This is a genomic window from Acinetobacter sp. 102, from assembly GCF_037028485.1.
Taxonomy (GTDB): Bacteria; Pseudomonadota; Gammaproteobacteria; order Pseudomonadales; family Moraxellaceae; genus Acinetobacter; species Acinetobacter higginsii.
On sequence record NZ_JAZEZK010000027.1, the window covers coordinates 38,193 to 55,429 of the forward strand.

The 17,237-nt window shown below is 39.7% G+C and carries 17 protein-coding genes; 4 read left to right on the plus strand and 13 right to left on the minus strand.

Annotated elements, in window-relative coordinates; translation table 11 throughout:
- The first annotated feature begins 215 nt into the window (after positions 1-215).
- Together gyrA and WA352_RS19775 are read left to right on the plus strand one after the other, a co-directional pair.
- Positions 216-2,948 (plus strand): DNA gyrase subunit A, encoded by a 2,733-nt coding sequence (gene gyrA / locus WA352_RS19770; RefSeq protein WP_033134661.1) that lies wholly within the window; start codon positions 216-218, stop codon positions 2,946-2,948.
- A gap of 314 nt (positions 2,949-3,262) precedes the next feature.
- Positions 3,263-3,814 (plus strand): hypothetical protein, encoded by a 552-nt coding sequence (locus WA352_RS19775; protein WP_241345284.1) that lies wholly within the window; start codon positions 3,263-3,265, stop codon positions 3,812-3,814.
- Positions 3,815-3,845: 31 nt separating this feature from the next.
- On the opposite strand, the gene WA352_RS19780 is transcribed toward WA352_RS19775, so the two are convergent.
- The 8 genes from WA352_RS19780 to WA352_RS19815 all read right to left on the minus strand — a co-directional run bounded on the left by WA352_RS19780 (position 3,846) and on the right by WA352_RS19815 (position 12,667).
- A complete protein-coding gene (locus WA352_RS19780) occupies positions 3,846-5,489 on the minus strand; it encodes a glycosyltransferase family 39 protein (protein ID WP_033134660.1) in 1,644 nt (547 codons plus the stop codon).
- Positions 5,490-5,503: 14 nt separating this feature from the next.
- Positions 5,504-5,887 carry a GtrA family protein gene (locus tag WA352_RS19785; protein WP_005205032.1) on the minus strand — a complete coding sequence of 128 codons (384 nt, stop codon included), beginning with the start codon at positions 5,885-5,887 and terminating at the stop codon, positions 5,504-5,506.
- Complete coding sequence (locus WA352_RS19790; RefSeq protein WP_033134659.1) at positions 5,887-6,867, minus strand: glycosyltransferase family 2 protein; 981 nt, start codon at positions 6,865-6,867, stop codon at positions 5,887-5,889. Before WA352_RS19790 ends, WA352_RS19785 begins: the two co-directional genes overlap by 1 nt.
- Positions 6,864-7,658, minus strand: coding sequence for a ChbG/HpnK family deacetylase (locus tag WA352_RS19795; protein ID WP_033134658.1), 795 nt, complete (start codon positions 7,656-7,658; stop codon positions 6,864-6,866). Before WA352_RS19795 ends, WA352_RS19790 begins: the two co-directional genes overlap by 4 nt.
- Before the next feature lie 117 nt (positions 7,659-7,775).
- Positions 7,776-8,864, minus strand: a complete 1,089-nt coding sequence (locus WA352_RS19800; protein ID WP_033134657.1) for an ABC transporter permease — start codon at positions 8,862-8,864, stop codon at positions 7,776-7,778.
- Positions 8,861-9,991, minus strand: coding sequence for an ABC transporter permease (locus WA352_RS19805; RefSeq protein ID WP_033134656.1), 1,131 nt, complete (start codon positions 9,989-9,991; stop codon positions 8,861-8,863). The genes WA352_RS19800 and WA352_RS19805 overlap by 4 nt, the downstream gene beginning before the upstream one ends.
- Positions 9,992-9,994: 3 nt before the next feature.
- Positions 9,995-11,158 (minus strand): HlyD family secretion protein, encoded by a 1,164-nt coding sequence (locus tag WA352_RS19810; RefSeq protein ID WP_033134655.1) that lies wholly within the window; start codon positions 11,156-11,158, stop codon positions 9,995-9,997.
- 12 nt (positions 11,159-11,170) lie between these two features.
- Entirely contained in the window at positions 11,171-12,667 is a 1,497-nt protein-coding gene (locus WA352_RS19815) for a TolC family protein (protein ID WP_033134654.1), read from the minus strand.
- 349 nt (positions 12,668-13,016) lie between these two features.
- On the opposite strand from WA352_RS19815, the gene serC reads away from it, so the two are divergent.
- Positions 13,017-14,096 carry a 3-phosphoserine/phosphohydroxythreonine transaminase gene (serC, locus tag WA352_RS19820; protein ID WP_033134653.1) on the plus strand — a complete coding sequence of 360 codons (1,080 nt, stop codon included), beginning with the start codon at positions 13,017-13,019 and terminating at the stop codon, positions 14,094-14,096.
- A gap of 76 nt (positions 14,097-14,172) precedes the next feature.
- On the opposite strand, the gene WA352_RS19825 is transcribed toward serC, so the two are convergent.
- Positions 14,173-14,316, minus strand: coding sequence for a hypothetical protein (locus tag WA352_RS19825; protein ID WP_004654651.1), 144 nt, complete (start codon positions 14,314-14,316; stop codon positions 14,173-14,175).
- 269 nt (positions 14,317-14,585) lie between these two features.
- Here WA352_RS19825 and WA352_RS19830 point away from each other — a divergent pair, with 269 nt between their 5' ends.
- Positions 14,586-15,794 carry a tyrosine-type recombinase/integrase gene (locus WA352_RS19830; protein WP_336143713.1) on the plus strand — a complete coding sequence of 403 codons (1,209 nt, stop codon included), beginning with the start codon at positions 14,586-14,588 and terminating at the stop codon, positions 15,792-15,794.
- Between the two features lie 5 nt (positions 15,795-15,799).
- On the opposite strand, the gene WA352_RS19835 is transcribed toward WA352_RS19830, so the two are convergent.
- From WA352_RS19835 to WA352_RS19850, 4 genes are read right to left on the minus strand one after another with little or no spacing between them, the layout of a single operon-like run.
- Complete coding sequence (locus WA352_RS19835; RefSeq protein WP_151707667.1) at positions 15,800-16,006, minus strand: helix-turn-helix transcriptional regulator; 207 nt, start codon at positions 16,004-16,006, stop codon at positions 15,800-15,802.
- A complete protein-coding gene (locus WA352_RS19840) occupies positions 16,007-16,411 on the minus strand; it encodes a hypothetical protein (protein WP_336143715.1) in 405 nt (134 codons plus the stop codon).
- Positions 16,408-16,872: a hypothetical protein gene (locus WA352_RS19845; protein ID WP_336143717.1), complete on the minus strand. Its 465-nt coding sequence runs from the start codon at positions 16,870-16,872 to the stop codon at positions 16,408-16,410. Before WA352_RS19845 ends, WA352_RS19840 begins: the two co-directional genes overlap by 4 nt.
- On the minus strand, positions 16,873-17,109 hold the full coding sequence (locus tag WA352_RS19850) for a DUF551 domain-containing protein (protein ID WP_336143719.1): 237 nt from the start codon (positions 17,107-17,109) through the stop codon (positions 16,873-16,875).
- Positions 17,110-17,237 lie beyond the last annotated feature (128 nt).

Consider the following 17,237-nt stretch of genomic DNA (forward strand, 5'->3'; position numbering starts at 1 on the left):
TCTTGCATTTGATAATTTTAAGTTGTTAATTTATATATACTTTTTATTGTAAAAAAATGCTATTTTTAGATGCGTAAACTCACAGTTAGTGAGTGCTTTGTGCTATAATTTTTCGCTGTATTTTTTATTTTTAGTTCAAGCCCTTGAGCTAAAATTTTGCAAGATTGAAGACATAAAAACAGGTACAACTCTCTACCTGTAAACAAGGAGTATGCATGAGCGTATCGGAAATCAGACCGATTGCCATTGAGGACGAACTCAAGCATTCATATCTAGATTACGCGATGAGCGTAATCGTATCTCGTGCATTGCCAGATGTTAGAGACGGTCTAAAACCTGTTCATCGTCGTGTATTATATGCGATGCACGAATTGGGCAATGATTATAACAAAGCGTACAAAAAGTCTGCTCGTGTTGTCGGTGACGTGATCGGTAAATATCACCCTCATGGTGACAGTGCAGTATACGAAACAATTGTTCGTATGGCGCAGGACTTCAGCTTGCGTTACATGTTAGTTGATGGTCAGGGTAACTTCGGTTCAGTCGATGGGGATAGCGCAGCAGCAATGCGTTATACCGAAGTTCGTATGCAAAAATTAACCCATGAAATCTTGGCTGATCTAGAAAAAGATACGGTTGATTGGGAAGATAACTACGACGGTTCTGAGCGTATTCCTCAGGTGATGCCAACGCGTATTCCAAATCTTTTGATTAATGGTACGACAGGTATTGCGGTAGGTATGGCGACCAATATGGCGCCACACAACATGACTGAAGTAGTCAATGCATGTTTGGCCTATGCCAATAACCCGAATATTTCGATTGAAGGTTTGATGGAGCACATTACGGGCCCAGATTTCCCTACAGGCGGTATTATTTACGGTAAATCAGGCATTGTAGATGCTTACCGTACGGGTAAAGGTCGTTTGCATATTCGTGGTAAGTATCACTTCGAAGAAGACCAGAAAACTGGTCGTACCACGATCGTCTTTACTGAAATTCCATATCAAGTCAACAAAGCAAAAACCATTGAGCGTATTGCTGAGTTAGTCAAAGAAAAGAAACTTGAAGGTATTTCTGAGCTACGTGACGAGTCTGATAAAGACGGTATGCGTATAGCGATTGACTTGAAGCGTGGTGAAAACGCTGAAGTAGCGGTAAATAATTTATTCTTGCATACGCAATTGCAAAACTCGTTCAGCATCAACATGGTCTGCCTAGACAATGGTCAGCCAAAGTTGATGAACCTGAAAGATATTATTGCGGCATTTATTCGTCACCGCCAAGAAGTGGTGACGCGCCGTACCATGTACGAATTGCGTAAAGCGCGTGAACGTGGTCATATCTTAGAAGGTTTAACGGTTGCATTAGCCAATATTGATGCCATTATTGAAACTATCAAAACTTCTGCCAACCCAGCTGAAGCGCGTGAGCGATTACAAGCAGGTGAGTGGTCAGGCGGTGGTGTGGTTGCATTGCTTGAAAAAGCAGGTGCGATTTCTGTTCGTCCAGATGAGATCGAAGGCGAAGACCCAGCGCGTCCATTTGGTTTGTCTGGTGATGTCTATCGTTTGTCACCTACACAAGTAGGCGCGATCTTAGAGTTGCGTCTACACCGTTTAACGGGCTTAGAACAAGACAAGTTACACGCAGAATATACTGAAATCTTAGGTCAAATTGCTGAATTAACGGCAATTCTGAATGACTTTAACTTGTTGATGAATGTGATTCGTGAAGAACTTGCGTTGATCTTGCAGCAATATGGTGATGGTCGTCGTACCGAAATTGTAGAGTCTGGTGTTGATTTCTGCCGTGAAGACTTGATTCCTGAAGAGCAAGTTGTATTGACTGTGTCTCAAACAGGTTATGCAAAAACTCAACCACTTTCTGATTATCAAGCGCAACGTCGTGGTGGTCGCGGTAAGTCTGCAACAGCAATGAAAGATGATGACATCATCCAGCATTTAATTGTTGCCTCGAACCATGCAACAGTACTGTGCTTTACCAATGTAGGTAAAGTCTATCGTTTACGCGTATTTGAAGTACCTCAGGCGTCTCGTGGTGCAAAAGGTCGTCCAATTATTAATTTGCTTCCATTGGATGCGAATGAAACTGTGACCGCAATTTTACCTTTGACTGAATTCCCTCAGAATCACTATGTCTTCATGGCAACTGCATCAGGTACAGTCAAACGTGTTGAACTTGAACAATTTAGCAATGTTCGTTCAAATGGTTTACGAGCAATTGAGTTAAATGAAGAAGATACCTTGATTGGCGTTGCGATTACCGATGGTAATCAGCAGATCATGTTGTTCTCGAATGAAGGTAAGGCAATTCGTTTTGCTGAAACTGATGTTCGTGCCATGGGGCGTACTGCCAAAGGTGTCCGTGGTATGCGTGTGAGCTTTGCAAGCAATACCATCGGAACAGAAGATACCGACATTGAAAATGATGACAGCGATGATAATGATGATTCATCAGATTCGAATGTTGTTAGCCGTATTGTTTCCTTGGTTGTTGTACCTGAAACTGGCGAAGTGCTGTGTGCATGCGCGAACGGTTATGGTAAGCGTACACCTGTCGATGACTTCCCAACCAAGAAACGTGGTGGTAAGGGTGTAATTGCGATCAAGACCAGTGAACGTAACGGTGAGCTTATTGGTGCGGTATCGATTGATGAAGCCAAAGAATTGATGTTGATTTCTGATGGCGGTACATTGGTACGTACCCGTGCTGCGGAAGTTGCAACTACAGGCCGTAATGCACAAGGCGTTCGTTTGATTCGTTTAAGTGATACTGAGACATTGGTTGGTGTTGTATCTATTGAAGCTGTAGAAGATGATGAAGAGTTATTAGATTCGACAGAAGAACTAGAAAACACTGAGGCAGAAGTAATCACTTCTGAAGAAGTCGTTGTTGAACCGAAAGATGATACGCCAGAAGCGTAAGCAATAATTTTTAAAAAAACCCAAAGTTATCTTTGGGTTTTTTTATGTTTATTACGAAATTGACTTTGTTTTTTGTATATTTGTCAATCTAATATTCTCAATTTGAATGTATAAGATATATTGATAAAAATAAAAGGGAATATAAAGTGCAAAAAAACTATGCACCAATCTATCCCCATGATCCGATTGTTGAAATTTTTGAAAATATTTACTTACTAAGAGGCAGTATTCAGCTTGGATTTGGTCTCTCCATGAATCGTAATATGATTATTATCAAATAAAACAATGAACTGACTCTAATTAATGCAGTTCGGATGTCTGAAGTAGAATTAGAAAAATTGGAAGCTTTAGGGGCGGTTAAACATGTCATTCGCTTAGGTGACTTTCATGGCTTAGATGATCAGTTTTATATTGATCGCTATCAGGTAACATTTTGGAGTCAATCACACCATGAGAACTACCCAGATTTATTTCCGACAAAGGCCATTCAATCAGATGCCATTCCACCAATTAAAAATGCTGATTTTTTTATTTTTGAACAGGCAACTTGCCCTGAAGCTATTTTATATATAGAGGATAAAAAGCTGTTAATCACGACAGATAGTATTCAATACTGGAGTGATTGGAAATATTTTAGTTTTCTAAGCAAAATTATTATTTACCTCATGGGATTCCGATTGGGCTTATTTATTGGTGGGCCTTGGTTGAAAAGAGTTACACCAAAATCTGCTAGCTTAAAAAATGATTTTGATCGACTACTACAATTGGATTTTCAGCATTTAGTTGCAACACATGGCACAGTTTTAGAAAACTCAGCTAAAGAAAAGTTAGTAAACATCGTCAAAAAGCAATTTGGCAATCGATGATAAAAAGGAAGCTTATCAGCTTCCTTTTTTATTAATTTTGATTGATTAGAAATACATCATAGTTGCGGTAATGTAGAACTTTGACGTTTGGATGATCTGGTTTGTAACCTCCAGGGTTACTCACAACAACTACGGGCTGGTTCTGTTTTAACATGTCTTGGAGCTGCTGCTTATTCCATAAATATTGTTTACGCTCAGGTTCAAATAGTAAGCCATCTTTAAGTTCTAAAGATGAGTTATCTGTTTTCACACTATCCCAATCATTGACAATATAAACTGGTTTTTTTAAGTCTAATAAAAAAGGCAGGTCGTAGAAGTAATTGTAATAAAAGACCACATCTGATTTGGGATTCATCGATTTTGCAAAATCGACTTGGTCAGCATTGTTCTTGGTATCGAGAGCGCGTACTGCTGCTGAAATAGAGGTACAAAACAGGATTAAGCTTAAGAAAATTGCGGTTAAATAATCTATTTTCTTCAGTTTAAATAACAGCATTAAGCTGAAAGGGACAATGCATAGAATTGCACCAATGCTATAGATTTGAATAGTATGACTGGCATAAAAAGCATGATTATTCTTTATGAAATGTGGCGCTAAAATGATCCCAAGCCCTAAAATAAAGATAAAGGTAGCAGGACCCCAGATTTGAAGTTTGCTTTTAGCAAAATTATCTAGTATAGGGCGTACTGTGACAGCTAGTAAAATGGCTAAAGGTGGTACAGCTGGGAGAATATAACCAGCTAATTTTGAAGGGGGGATGGAAAAGAAAATACTCACCGATATAAACCACCAAAGGCAGAGGGCGAGCAAAGAAGAAGAAAGTGATGTTTGAAAAATACGTTTTGAGAATCTAAAACGACTCACAAAGAACCACGGCAAAAAGCTCACAAACAGAATGAGATAATAAAAAAACCAAGGTTGTTTATTATTAAATTCATTCGAACTAAAACGACTAAATTGTTGATCAATGAAAAAATAATGCAAAAACTGTGGATATTTTAATTGAACCAGATAAACCCAAGGGGCTGTTAAGGCGAGGAAAAAGAGAATCCCGAAAGGGTTGAGCAGGGTTGGAATTTTTTTCGATTGTCGCGTGTAAAGTAGCCAAGGCAATAGTACCAGTCCTGGGATCAAGACACCGATGAGTCCTTTGCTGAGGAAGCCTGCTGCCGCTGCGAAATAGCCTAAAAATAGAACGGTTTTTTTGCCTGAAAGGCTAAAGTCAACAAAACTCAGAATACAAACGGTCATCCATGAAGCGACTAATAGATCATGGTTGATATATTCACTACTGCCATAGAACAATAAGCTGGTTGCCAGAATAATGATGGTCAGTTGTGCTATTTGTTCTGAAACGTACTTTTTTAAAAAAATAAAAAGACTGATCAGCATCATACAGCCAGCTAAGGTGGGAATAAGCCGTAGTACCCAAGCGTGAAGGCCAAATATCTCCATAAATGCTGTAGAGAGCCAATGCAATAAAGGTGGCTTGTGCATAAAAGGTAAGCCATTAATCCGTGGAATCAGCCAGTCTCCTGATTCAAGCATGGCGCGACTAATATCCCCATATCGTCCTTCATCAGGCACAGAAAGTGGACGAATCCATGAGCTAATCAATAACCAAACGGGTAAAAAGACAAGTAAAAATTTAGACGATCGCAGCCATTGTTGCATATATCGAATCCCTATTATTGAAATGCAAAATAACGGTTGAGTAAAAAAGTAAAAATTGAGGTAATGCCAATACTAAAAATAACCAGCATGGAAATCGGGATATCAAGGTAATGGTGACTGACTAATAAAACAGATTCATTCAACATGAACCCCAGCCCAGCCACGACGATAAACTTCTTCAGTGTTTCTCTGTGCTGCAGATGTGTGGCTTGAAAAGTAAAAATACGATGACCAAAGTAACTGACCCAGAAAGCCATGAGAAAGGCGAGGAGGTTTGCATATTTTAGTGAGACTTGGTATTGAGGTTGAATCAGCAATATCACAAGAAAGTAGTGTGTAAGTGCTGCAATTAAGCCAACAATACCAAAACGAAAAAACTGTAGGACATGAGTTTGCATTAGAGAGAAACTACATTGTTTTGCTTGTCATGAACCAATGGTTTAGCGTGGTTATGTGAATACTCAGCAGCAACAATATATTTTGGTCGGTTTTTAACTTCCGCATAAATACGCCCAATATATTCACCTAAAATCCCAATACAGAGCAGTTGGATACCACCTAAGAGCGTCATTCCAGCGGCTAACGTGGCCCAACCAGGGATACGGATACCTTCAATCATCGTTTCAATAATGATCCAGATACCGTAACTCATTGCAAAGAGTGCAAGCAGTGCACCGAGATAAATACATAAGCGTAGTGGTAAATCGGAAAAGCCTGTCAACCCTGACATTGCCAGTTGAAACAGGGCCTTAAAATTAAAACTGGATTGGCCAAATTGACGCTGTTGTTCAGTAAAGTGAATCCCAATACTCTTAAAACCAACCCATGCATATAGCCCTTTCATATAACGATTCTTTTCAGGAAGTTTTCTTACTGCCTCAACGACTTTTGCATCTAATAGGCGAAAATCACCCGCATTTTCAGGGATGTCGACCGAAGAACTTAAATTCAAAATGTGGTAATAGCCTTGGGTAAAGATTTTTTTGAGCCATGATTCTGTGCTTCGATCCCGAATGCCATACACCATGTCATAGCCATCTTTCCAGAGTTGAATCATAGTCGGAATTGCATTTAGCGGATGCTGAAAATCGGCATCGATCAATAAGGTCGCATCGCCTGTAACGTAGTCCAGACCTGCACTTAAGGCTGCTTCTTTGCCAAAATTCCGTGATAGAGTAAGGATGCGCAATGGATAGTCATCGAGCATTTGCTGTAAGACCGCGATACTATTATCTTTACTCCCATCGTCAATAATGATGATTTCATAGCGTAAATTTTGTTGTTCTAACTGCTGCGCCAAAGCTGGGATAAACTTTTTAAGGTTTTCTGCTTCGTTGTAGGCAGGGACTACGCAAGAAAGAAATGGACTGTTTATCATAATAATGTATCCATTGAGGTCAGCGAAATTTGATAGATTTGACAATCATCACGAAATTGAGATGAGCTGAGGTATTGGAATTCTCGAACGCGTGCTTGAGCAATGGGATCCTGCTGGTCAACTGCTTGAGTGGCTGGATGACACATGATTAATAAATTATCTTGCGCGCGCATTAACCACTGTTGATTAAGTTGAGCGTAGTTTTTCTGCTCAAAATCATATATGCCTGCAAAATATTGATTTTGATGGATGTTTTTTTGCCTGCATTGACTTGCTAAGGTTGCTGCACCCAGTGCAGAAAGCAAACGTGTTTTGATGGTGTAATTGGAAATAGTCAGTGGATGTTGTAGGTTTCTGACCCACCCTTGAAAATTCTGCTGTTGCAAGAAGTCCATCAACACATCTCGAATAACCGGAAATTGGTGGATATGCTGATGACCATCAATAAAATCGGGTTGTTTTCCCATTTCAGAAAGAAAACTATTCCATTGTTGTTCAAGACTTTGCTGAATAATTTTAGTATCTAAATGACGTGTCCATGCTTTCAACATCAGCATGGGAAGGGGAAAGGCGATGGTCTGTGGTTGAAAGGCGTGAGTAAAATTAAGGTGTAAACCGACTTCAACATGAGTCGTTAATGTTTTGAGTTGTTGTGCTGCAATTGGCCAATGCTCGGATTGGGTCATACATGAAGTTGCATGTAAGACGCCTTTTTTAATCAGCAATAGAATGGCCTCTGAAATTTCAGGGTTCATTGCAAAATCATCAGCGCAATAGCAGATTTTAGCCATATCCATGCCTCAATTCAGATGGATTAAAAGGTAAGACTAAATTCGGCTTACCTTTTAATGTCTACGATTGAAGCAATATGCCAAGAGATCCTTAATATCAACTTAAAGTGAAAAGCACTATTTTTTAACTAGACGATAATAAGAAATTGCCAATAATATTGCAGCGACTGTCGTAAGATAAATCAGTTTTGGCACCACGATTGAGGTGGGCACACCCATCTGATTGAGTTGTACAAAGAGTTGAACCCCATGGGTTGAAGGCAGTGTCCATGCAAAGTATTGCATCCAATGTGGCATGGCTTCATGTGGCCATGCGGTACCTGTCAGCAAAAACAAGGGTACAGAAGTCACAACAATTAAATGACCAACCCGTTCTGGCATATCAACCAGTGAACCGACCAACATACCCAAACCAATCACACAGCTGACATAGATCGGCACGGCAAGCAGCATGCCCCAGAAATTGCCACCATGTGGATATTCATATAACCAGAAGGTAAAGCCAAATAAATACAGGCAGCCTAAACAACCTGTGGTAAAGATCGCTGCAAAAGTGGCCCAGAACTCTACAGGTTTCGCCACCCAGCCTTGTTCACGGTAACTGGCAATCAGCATCGCCAGACCAAGTAGAATAGTCTGATGAATAATTAAACTGGCCACAGCAGGGAAGATATAACTGCCATAACCCGACATGGTATTAAACAAAGGAATCTGATGGATGGAGAGTTCTGGTTCAAACGCAGAGGCACTGCCAAACTTTTCGAGATGCTCTTTCAGGGTATATTCTATCGAGCCAGCTAAACCGACACCTACTTCTTTGGTTCGAATGAAATAAGCCGTGCTCAAGTACAGGCCAATACCGCCCATTTCACCGCGTTTTAAGCTATTGGTCAGGTTTTCTGGTAATAACAAAATACCTTCAGCTTGCTGGTTTTTCACCATGCGCTGTGCTTCAAGAAAGTTATCTGTCACGGTGATGATTTTGATGTGAGGACTATTAGACGCTTGGCTAATGATTTTTGAGGTCAAAATGCTCTGTTCTTCATCCACAATCACAATTGGAATATCTTCAGCGGTTTGTGCTTTATAGGCAGTTGGATAGAAAAAACTATAGAGCAGGATTGCGGCAATGAGCGTGGTAAACACCGAGCTATTGGCAAAAATGTTTTTGAAGGTCTGTAGGTAATAATTGAAAAATGCTTTCATGAGCATAGCTCCTGAGTATTTTTCTTTAACAGACGCACGCTTAGTGCAAAGAATAACCCTGCAAAGATCAACAATATCCCAAATGGAACCAATGAAACATACAGATCACTGCCAATAATCCATTGTTCGGTCTGCAATTTAGCGTAAGGCGTGTAAGGAATAATCATCGACCAAAATTGAGTAAATGCGGGTGCATTATTTAAGGGCAGGGTAATCCCTGAAAAGCTTGGCGATGATCCACCGTAGAGTGCGATAAAACCAAAGGTTTTAGGTAAATTCTGTGTTGCCAAAACCACAGTACTGCTAATCACGGCATAAGCAAAATACAGCAAAAACTGTGCAACAAGGATCAGTGTAAGTGAACCTGCGATAAAGTAACCACGAATATGTGCGAGCCAGAACATCCAGCACCAAGTCCAGGCGCAGAAGATAAAGACATAGAGCAGGATTTTACCTAGTAGACTTGAGATAATTTGTTTTGAGTTCACCCATTCACCGACAGTCTTGCGTTTAAATTCCTGCCCGATAGCAAAAGCCACGCAACAGCATAGTAATAAATGTAAGACTGCTGGCACCATAAAAGGTTCCAGAAACAGTTCATAACTCATGCTTGGGTTATATAGAGTTGAGATCTTGATATGCGGTGTTGGCATGTCTAAATAGGGAATAGTATTGGCTAAATAGCTTTGCCCCATATAATCTGCCATCCCATTCAAGGTGCTGATCAACATGGCTGAAGAAATGGTATTACCGATACTAAAAAAAGACTGGTTATAGGCGATACTGATCTGCGCATCTTGGGCTTTGACCAGACGTTGCTCAGCCCCCTCAGGGATCATCACGAATCCCCAAGCTTCGGTTTTATTGATCAGTCGTTCGGCTTCATCTTGGCTAGCGGTAATCGTTTTAACTTTCAAGGTATGATTGATGCTAAGTGCATGAATCACTTTACGACTCATTTCACTTTGATCTTGATCAATCACCACAATGGGTAAATGTTCGGCTTTACCCGCGGAAAACATGCTGCCAAATAATAGAATCACCAGCAAAGGGGCAATCACCGCCATAAACAAATCAACTTTATGGCGTTTTAAATAGCGCAATTCCCGCAGCATCACTGCAAACATCGCTTATTTTGCCTCTTCAATTTTAAACAACACGCTCATACCGACTTTTAAATCTGGAATATTTTGCTCAGGGACTAAATGAAACTTAAAACTGCGAATATCATAACCGCCTGTTTGGCGTGTGGTTTTGATGGTCGCAAAGTCACCTTCTGCATCGATATTTTTGACTTTAAAAGTGGCTTTTTTGTTGAGGGCGGGTATAAAGCCTTCTAAAGTTTTGGTTTTATAGACTGAGCTATACATGTCTTCGCGGACATTTAAGCTGACCCACAAATCATGATCTTCGATAATACTGACCACAGGTACCGCAGTTGCCACCAATTCTGTTGGCTTACCATAAGTCTTAGACACAGTTCCATCTGTTGGTGAATACAGTTTGGTTTCTTCAGTCAGAGCATTGGCTTCTTTCACTGCCGCCTGTGCCATCGCAACTTGCGCATCGGCAGTTGATTTTTGCTGTTCAGTACTGCCACGTTTGGCTCGTGCATATTGTTGATAAGCTGCCTCGGCTGTTTCACGTGCAGAGGTTTGTGCTGCAAGCATTTCATCACGGCGTTGACGTGAAATTACACCTTGTTGAAATAAAGTTTCACCACGTTTGTAGGTTGTTGCTGCTAACTCCGCTTGAGTTTTCATTGCTTGCCAATTGGCATATAGCGTCTCGATATTCTCTTGCTGCGCACCACGATATACCGTTGAATGAAAAGCAGTCGCGCTTTGTAATGCCGCTTGAGCCTGTTCCTTTTTCGCTTCTAATTCTGGGCTGACAAAACGAACCAGTGCTTGACCTTTTTTAACAGCTTGACCTTCAGACACATAAAACTCTTCAATACGACTCGGGACTTTGGTGCTGATATGTACCGTTTCCGACTCAACCCGACCTTGCAATTCAATCGCTTGTGGCTGATATGCTTTCCATAAACCAAATGCAATCAGACCTAACAGCAGAATTAAAATAATTAAGCCGATGATTTTTGCCTTGCCTTTTTTGGCTGGCTCGGTGGGTGGTTGTTGTATATTTGAGTTTGAGGTCTCAGGTCTCGGCTGTTCTACTTTTTCTGTAGAGGTCACTTGTGCTTGAGATGGTTCAGACGCTTGAGTCTCAGTCTTATTTTCCACTTGATCTGTATCGCGTTCTGAATTGGATGATGATTGATTCTGGCTCATAAATTTCTCCAATTAACGGATATAGTCTGTACGTGGTTGATTAACATAAAGCTTGAACTCATCAATCGAACCATAGCTTTGTAATAAGGTGGCTAAAGATAAGATGTATTTATATGAATTTATCGCCATCTCACTTCTTAATGCACTGAAGGCATTTTGTGCATCAATCACTTGAGTCGCCGTGCCCATACCTTCTTTAAATGAAAGCTGTTGGATACGTAAGTTTTCTTGAGCAGCTTTGGTGTTTTGGGTTAATAGTTGATGGCTAGTCTGAGACGCGTTTAATTCGCTATACGATTTGTACAGCACGTTTTCGACTTCTTGCTTGGTGCGTTCGGTCATGAGCTCAGCAGCGTATTTTTTCAGTTCGGCAGCACGGATATTTTTATTGTTATCAATGCCCGAGAATAGATTGTATTTGGCCATCACACCGACAATCCAATTCTCTTTATTGTCCAACCCATATTCACCAAAGGCAAACAGGCTTGGTTTTTTCGCAGATTGTTGTACTTTGATATTTTCATTGGCAAGCTGGGTGTCCATTTGCAGCTTTTTAATCAAACTGGAGTTTTGATCGTAATTTGCCAGCAGTTTATCCAAAGAATGATTTTGTGCATTATTTACAAATAGTGGGGTGGTGAGGTTTAGGCCTTCTTTAGTCTGTAATAGATTTTTTAGGCTAAACTGGCTCGCTTGCAGATTCGACTGCGCATTTTGATAGGTGCGTTCGGCATTATTGCGCGCCACTTCAAATTGCATGCGCTGGCCTTTATTAATAAAACCTTGTTTCTCTAATTTAAGTGCATTGTTATAGTGTTCTTGCATGGCATTTAAATTAAACAGGCTAGCGTTGAGTAACTGTTGTTGTAATTGCACATTAAAATAGGATTGAATCATCTCAAAGCGTTGTGAATCTTGTTGTTGTTTTTCGCTGATATTTGAGCGTTGTGCTTGAATGGTGGCAATCTGTTTGGCACTGTTAATTTTACCGCCAGTATAGAGTGGCATCACCATTGAAATTGAAGTGCGTACATCATGGTCTTTGACTGTAACATCCAGATTATTGGGTACCTTATTTAAGCCTTCATTGACCGTCTGATCAAAACCTTGGCTGACTTGATCAATCACTTCTGGTGGAAGCACATTACCCCATTGTGATAATTTGTCGTCAAATCCACGAGTGAGTGAGTTTTCGAGTCGACGTTTACTCGATTCTAAGGGCACACTGGTTTCGCTATGAAATGAATAGGCGCGAGCATTTAAATCAATACGGGGTAGACCGAGGTGTTTGACAGCTTCCATTTCAAGTTGGGAGGCTTGTTGTAGGGCCTGCTGGGCTTGTGTTGAATAGGCATTTTCCACAACATATTGTTCAGCTTCGCTATAACTCAATGTTTGTGCAAATAGGGCCGTAGGCAATAGGGCACAGCTGATTAAGCCTATACTGAAGCTTAACATTTTAGGAAAGCGCTGGACCTTAAAACTCGGTCGATCATGTCGTTTCAACATTTGGTTATGTCGCAATTTAATAATATCCTGAGTAAGTCTAAATTCTTTTTATAAAATTAAAATAATATGTTTTTAATTAAATAGTTATATCGACACTTTTGGTGTAGTGAAATTGTAAAAAGTAGAGTTTTTAATCTAAATAAATCTCCGAAAAAACATGAAAATGTGCTGTTTAAATCCACTGTTGAGACTTGGCCTAAAATATCATTTATGACCGCAACAGGATTGAAAAATTAATATTATTTTCTCGGTTAAATTGAAATATTTAGGTGATAAGCTGCTGCAAGCTTCGCCAATCTATGGTTAAATTCCCATTCCAATTTGTTCCACTTTAACAAGGGAAAAACTCATGCGTGCTTATAATTTCTGCGCTGGTCCTGCTGCATTACCTACTGCCGTTTTAGAAAAAGCTCAACAAGAATTGTTGAATTGGCAGGGCAAAGGCCTGTCGATCATGGAAATGAGTCATCGTAGCAATGACTATGTTGCTGTGGCAGAGAAGGCTGAAGCTGATTTACGTAAGCTCATGAACATTCCTGAAAATTATAAAGTCTTGTTTTTACAAGGTGGTGCGTCGCTGCAGTTTTCAGCGATCCCACTGAATTTATTGGGTAAAAACAACAAGGCTGATTATATCCATACGGGTATTTGGTCTGAAAAAGCGCTCAAAGAAGCCAAGCGTTATGGCGATATTAATATCGTTGAAGCAGGGACTTTAATTGATGGTAAACATGCAATTACTGAACAAAGTACTTGGAACCTTTCAAATGATGCTGCTTATGTACATTATGCGGATAATGAGACTATTGGTGGTTTGCAATTCGCGGCTATTCCAGATGTAAACGCACCGTTGGTTTGTGATTATTCATCTAGCATTTTGTCTGCGCCATTGGATGTCAGCAAGTTTGGTCTGATCTATGCGGGTGCGCAAAAGAATATTGGTCCAGCAGGCTTAACTATCGTCATTATTCGTGATGACTTGTTAGATCAAGCAAAACCTGAGATTCCAAGCATCTTAAAATATGCCGATCAAGCCAAGAATGGTTCAATGGTGAATACTCCTGCGACTTATGCGTGGTATTTATCTGGTCTCGTGTTTGAGTGGTTGCTTGAGCAGGGTGGGGTAGATGCGATCTATAAAGTGAATCAGGAGAAAGCAAAACTGCTTTATGGTTATATTGATTCAAGCGATTTCTATAACAACCCAATCGCGATCGCAAATCGTTCAATGATGAACGTACCATTTACTTTAGCTGACGAAGCACTTGAAAAGACCTTCTTGCAAGAAGCTGAACAACATCACTTATTGAACTTGGCAGGCCACCGTTCAGTGGGTGGTATGCGTGCAAGTATTTACAATGCTGTACCTTTAGAAGGCGTCCAAGCATTGGTGAACTTTATGGATGAGTTTGCGAAACGTCATGGTTAAGCCATAAGGTGTTGCTAAAATAAAAGCCCTCAACATTGAGGGCTTTTATTTGCAAATAGGGTAGTGGTCAAAAAGTTTAAAAAAAGCCAATTCGATGAAACATGAGTGCTGCTAAAAACATACCAAGTAAAAAAAAGCAAAAAGCACCAACATCAAGTTTAAGACCTTGATCACTCGAATGAATCAGACTGGTGGTCGTTTGTTCTGGTATAATTTTCATTAGAACGCCTAAAATGCCATTTATGTGATTTTTTGTCACTTATGTGCAGTTTTAGCATAAATATTAGTATGAATAAAGTTCAATTTAACTTTATTACATACCATTACATCGAAATCATATATTAGCCAATTTTATGCTTGTTTAACCATTAACAACCATTTCATAATGCAACACTCTATTTCACGTCATTTGTGTACATAAGTGTGTACATACTGCCGTGTTTCGATTTTTTAATCGATTCTGTGTACATATTATTTTTAGAGTTTGAAATGGCATTATCAGAAGCTTGGCTAAAAGCAAACAATGGTAAAGAACGCGAAGCTGTAGAGGTTGTTGCTGATCGTGACTCTATGAGCGTTAGAATATCACCAAAGGGAAAAATTGTCTTTCAGTTGCGCTATAGATTTAATAATAAGCAAGAACGTGTTGATTTAGGCACATACCCACACATGAGCCTTAAAGATGCAAGGCTTGAAGCAACACGTTTACGTGGATTGCTAGACCAGAATAAAAATCCAAAATTAGAGCTACTTGTAGAAAAAGAAAAGAATATCAATCCCGTGACTTTCAATGAAGTCTTACAGATGTGGTATGACTCATATTGTTCTAAAAATAAAAAAGAGCATGAGCACATTAAAAGAATGTTTGAAAATCATTTATTGCCTAAACTTGGCGATCTGCCGATTGATCGAATAGATATAACCGACTGGCTTCAATTATTTGAAGAACTAGCAGCTCGCATTCCAGGTACTGCTAAAAATTTATTATCCAATACTAAACAAATGTTGAAGTGGGCAGCAAAACGCAAATATGTTCAAACAAATGTGCTTGCAGATATTTTCCCGAAAGCAGATTTAAATATTGTTTCTAAGCCGACCAAGCGCGTATTAACAGATGATGAAATTAAAGTATTTTATGAATGCTTAAAATGGTCACGACTAACACAGAAGAATAAGATTTTTCTTGAGCTTTGCTTGATATATGCCTGTCGCAATGGTGAATTACGCAGAGCTGAAAAGAAGCATTTCGATTTTAAACGCAAAATATGGACAGTACCTCCAAGCAATCACAAAACTGGTTATAAAAATGACAAGACATTGATTAGACCAATTTTGCCTTACATGGAAGTCTTAATTAAAGAAGCTTTTGAGTTAAGTGGTGGGAAATATTTATTCAGTAATGGAAAAGATGAAACTGAATACTTAACAGATGCAGCTTCAACACAATTACCATCTAGCGTTATTGGATGGGTGAAAAGATTTAAAAAAGAAACTATGGAACACTGGTCGCTTCACGATCTAAGAAGAACGGCCCGAACCAACTTCAGTTCATTCTCAAAAAATAGGGATATTCACGAAATTATGCTAGGGCATGTGTTGCCAAACAATCAGGAAGTTTACGATCTACATAGTTATGTAGCAGAACAAACAGAAGTTTATGAAAAGTGGATTGAAAAATTAGAAAGATTAAAAGGTTAAAGCGGTCATGCGACCGCCTTTTTACCAATACATTGTTTTTCCCAATTTCTAACTTCTGATAGTAGATAGCGTTTTGGTGCACCACCAACAGAAGTTAGAGCAGGGGCAGGGAAAGGTTTACCCCATTGAGTTTTAACCTCCCAACGCCACAATGTAACCTTTGTAATTCCGAACATTTCACATACTTGATCGGAAGTAATATATTTAGCCATTCACCCCTCCGCATCCGCTTGTGGTTCTTCAAAGAAACGTTTTGCCTCTTCAAAATCTGATGTCTTTAGAATTGGATAACCTTTTTTATGGCAATCAACTATCTCACCAAATTTAAAAACTCGCTCAGCCATTTCTAAACTGTCACACCAGTACATGGCTTCGTTAAACCAAGATTCTGTATAAAACATTTCTTTTTCATGATCTTCCACAGAACCTTCCCAAACTTGCACTTCAAAGCAATCATCGAAAATCTCTAATGCAAATTCATTGCCTTCCTTCTCATTCATGCTTTTGTAGCGAGCAACTGCTTTCTCTGCTAATTCTTTGGATGCAGCAGGGCATTGCTCAAACGGGCTATCACATTCAGGTCGAATAGCCACGGACCATAATTCTGATTTACTCATTTTCCGCCTCTTGCTGCTTCTAACATTGCTTCTTCACGTATTCGATCTGCATGTTGCATATCAACCGTATGTTCAATAAGAGTATCAATGTAAGGTGCATACCAAATTTTAAACCAGTCGCAGCCACCCGCATATTCTTGAGCTTCTTCATAAGTCGCACACCAAAAGAAGTTTTTGTGTTTGGTGCCATAACCAGATTTGTACCAAAATTTCATGCAGTTCCCAATTGGGTTGCGTAAATCCTGAATATAAAATCCACCTGTTCGCTCTGGCACCACCACACAGCCTTCGAGCTTTTTGGCTTCTTGAAACCCATACCAAGCTCCATTGATAAATGATTCTGCACAGGAGTTAAACGGTAAGTTATAAAAATCACCATTAAAATGCGATTTTTCTTCATTTAATATTTCCGCAACTTCTGGAAGCTTCTCAAAAGCCTCTCTCTCAATATATTTAGCCATTCACCCCTCCGTATCCGCTTTTGGTTCTTCAAATAATGGTTGCCAATGCGTAATTTCATATTCATCTGCATAAGCATCACTTTCTAAGTCGCCCTCATACCTTGCCCAACACCAACCTTCATCTTCGTCATATCTTTCAAATACCCACCAATTGAAATCTCCATCTCTATAAAATCCAGCAAAGACAGGAACTCTAAATTCTGGCAACCGTTCATTAACACTAATCCAATTACTCATTTCCGCCCCTTGCTGCTTCTAGCATTGCTTTATAAGCTGATGTCATATCTGCATAGTCATGTCTATCATCAAACTGTTCCATCGCATTAATCATGGCTTGAGTTGGCTCAACAGGCACCACCACGCAG

Excerpts from the sequence above, each read along its gene's own strand:
- gyrA (WP_033134661.1), top strand. The coding sequence starts at position 216 with ATGAGCGTATCGGAAATCAGACCGATTGCCATTGAGGACGAACTCAAG.
- WA352_RS19775 (WP_241345284.1), top strand. The coding sequence starts at position 3,263 with ATGTCTGAAGTAGAATTAGAAAAATTGGAAGCTTTAGGGGCGGTTAAA.
- WA352_RS19780 (WP_033134660.1), bottom strand. The coding sequence starts at position 5,489 with ATGCAACAATGGCTGCGATCGTCTAAATTTTTACTTGTCTTTTTACCC.
- WA352_RS19785 (WP_005205032.1), bottom strand. The coding sequence starts at position 5,887 with ATGCAAACTCATGTCCTACAGTTTTTTCGTTTTGGTATTGTTGGCTTA.
- WA352_RS19790 (WP_033134659.1), bottom strand. The coding sequence starts at position 6,867 with ATGATAAACAGTCCATTTCTTTCTTGCGTAGTCCCTGCCTACAACGAA.
- WA352_RS19795 (WP_033134658.1), bottom strand. The coding sequence starts at position 7,658 with ATGGCTAAAATCTGCTATTGCGCTGATGATTTTGCAATGAACCCTGAA.
- WA352_RS19800 (WP_033134657.1), bottom strand. The coding sequence starts at position 8,864 with ATGAAAGCATTTTTCAATTATTACCTACAGACCTTCAAAAACATTTTT.
- WA352_RS19805 (WP_033134656.1), bottom strand. The coding sequence starts at position 9,991 with ATGTTTGCAGTGATGCTGCGGGAATTGCGCTATTTAAAACGCCATAAA.
- WA352_RS19810 (WP_033134655.1), bottom strand. The coding sequence starts at position 11,158 with ATGAGCCAGAATCAATCATCATCCAATTCAGAACGCGATACAGATCAA.
- WA352_RS19815 (WP_033134654.1), bottom strand. The coding sequence starts at position 12,667 with ATGTTGAAACGACATGATCGACCGAGTTTTAAGGTCCAGCGCTTTCCT.
- serC (WP_033134653.1), top strand. The coding sequence starts at position 13,017 with ATGCGTGCTTATAATTTCTGCGCTGGTCCTGCTGCATTACCTACTGCC.
- WA352_RS19825 (WP_004654651.1), bottom strand. The coding sequence starts at position 14,316 with ATGAAAATTATACCAGAACAAACGACCACCAGTCTGATTCATTCGAGT.
- WA352_RS19830 (WP_336143713.1), top strand. The coding sequence starts at position 14,586 with ATGGCATTATCAGAAGCTTGGCTAAAAGCAAACAATGGTAAAGAACGC.
- WA352_RS19835 (WP_151707667.1), bottom strand. The coding sequence starts at position 16,006 with ATGGCTAAATATATTACTTCCGATCAAGTATGTGAAATGTTCGGAATT.
- WA352_RS19840 (WP_336143715.1), bottom strand. The coding sequence starts at position 16,411 with ATGAGTAAATCAGAATTATGGTCCGTGGCTATTCGACCTGAATGTGAT.
- WA352_RS19845 (WP_336143717.1), bottom strand. The coding sequence starts at position 16,872 with ATGGCTAAATATATTGAGAGAGAGGCTTTTGAGAAGCTTCCAGAAGTT.
- WA352_RS19850 (WP_336143719.1), bottom strand. The coding sequence starts at position 17,109 with ATGAGTAATTGGATTAGTGTTAATGAACGGTTGCCAGAATTTAGAGTT.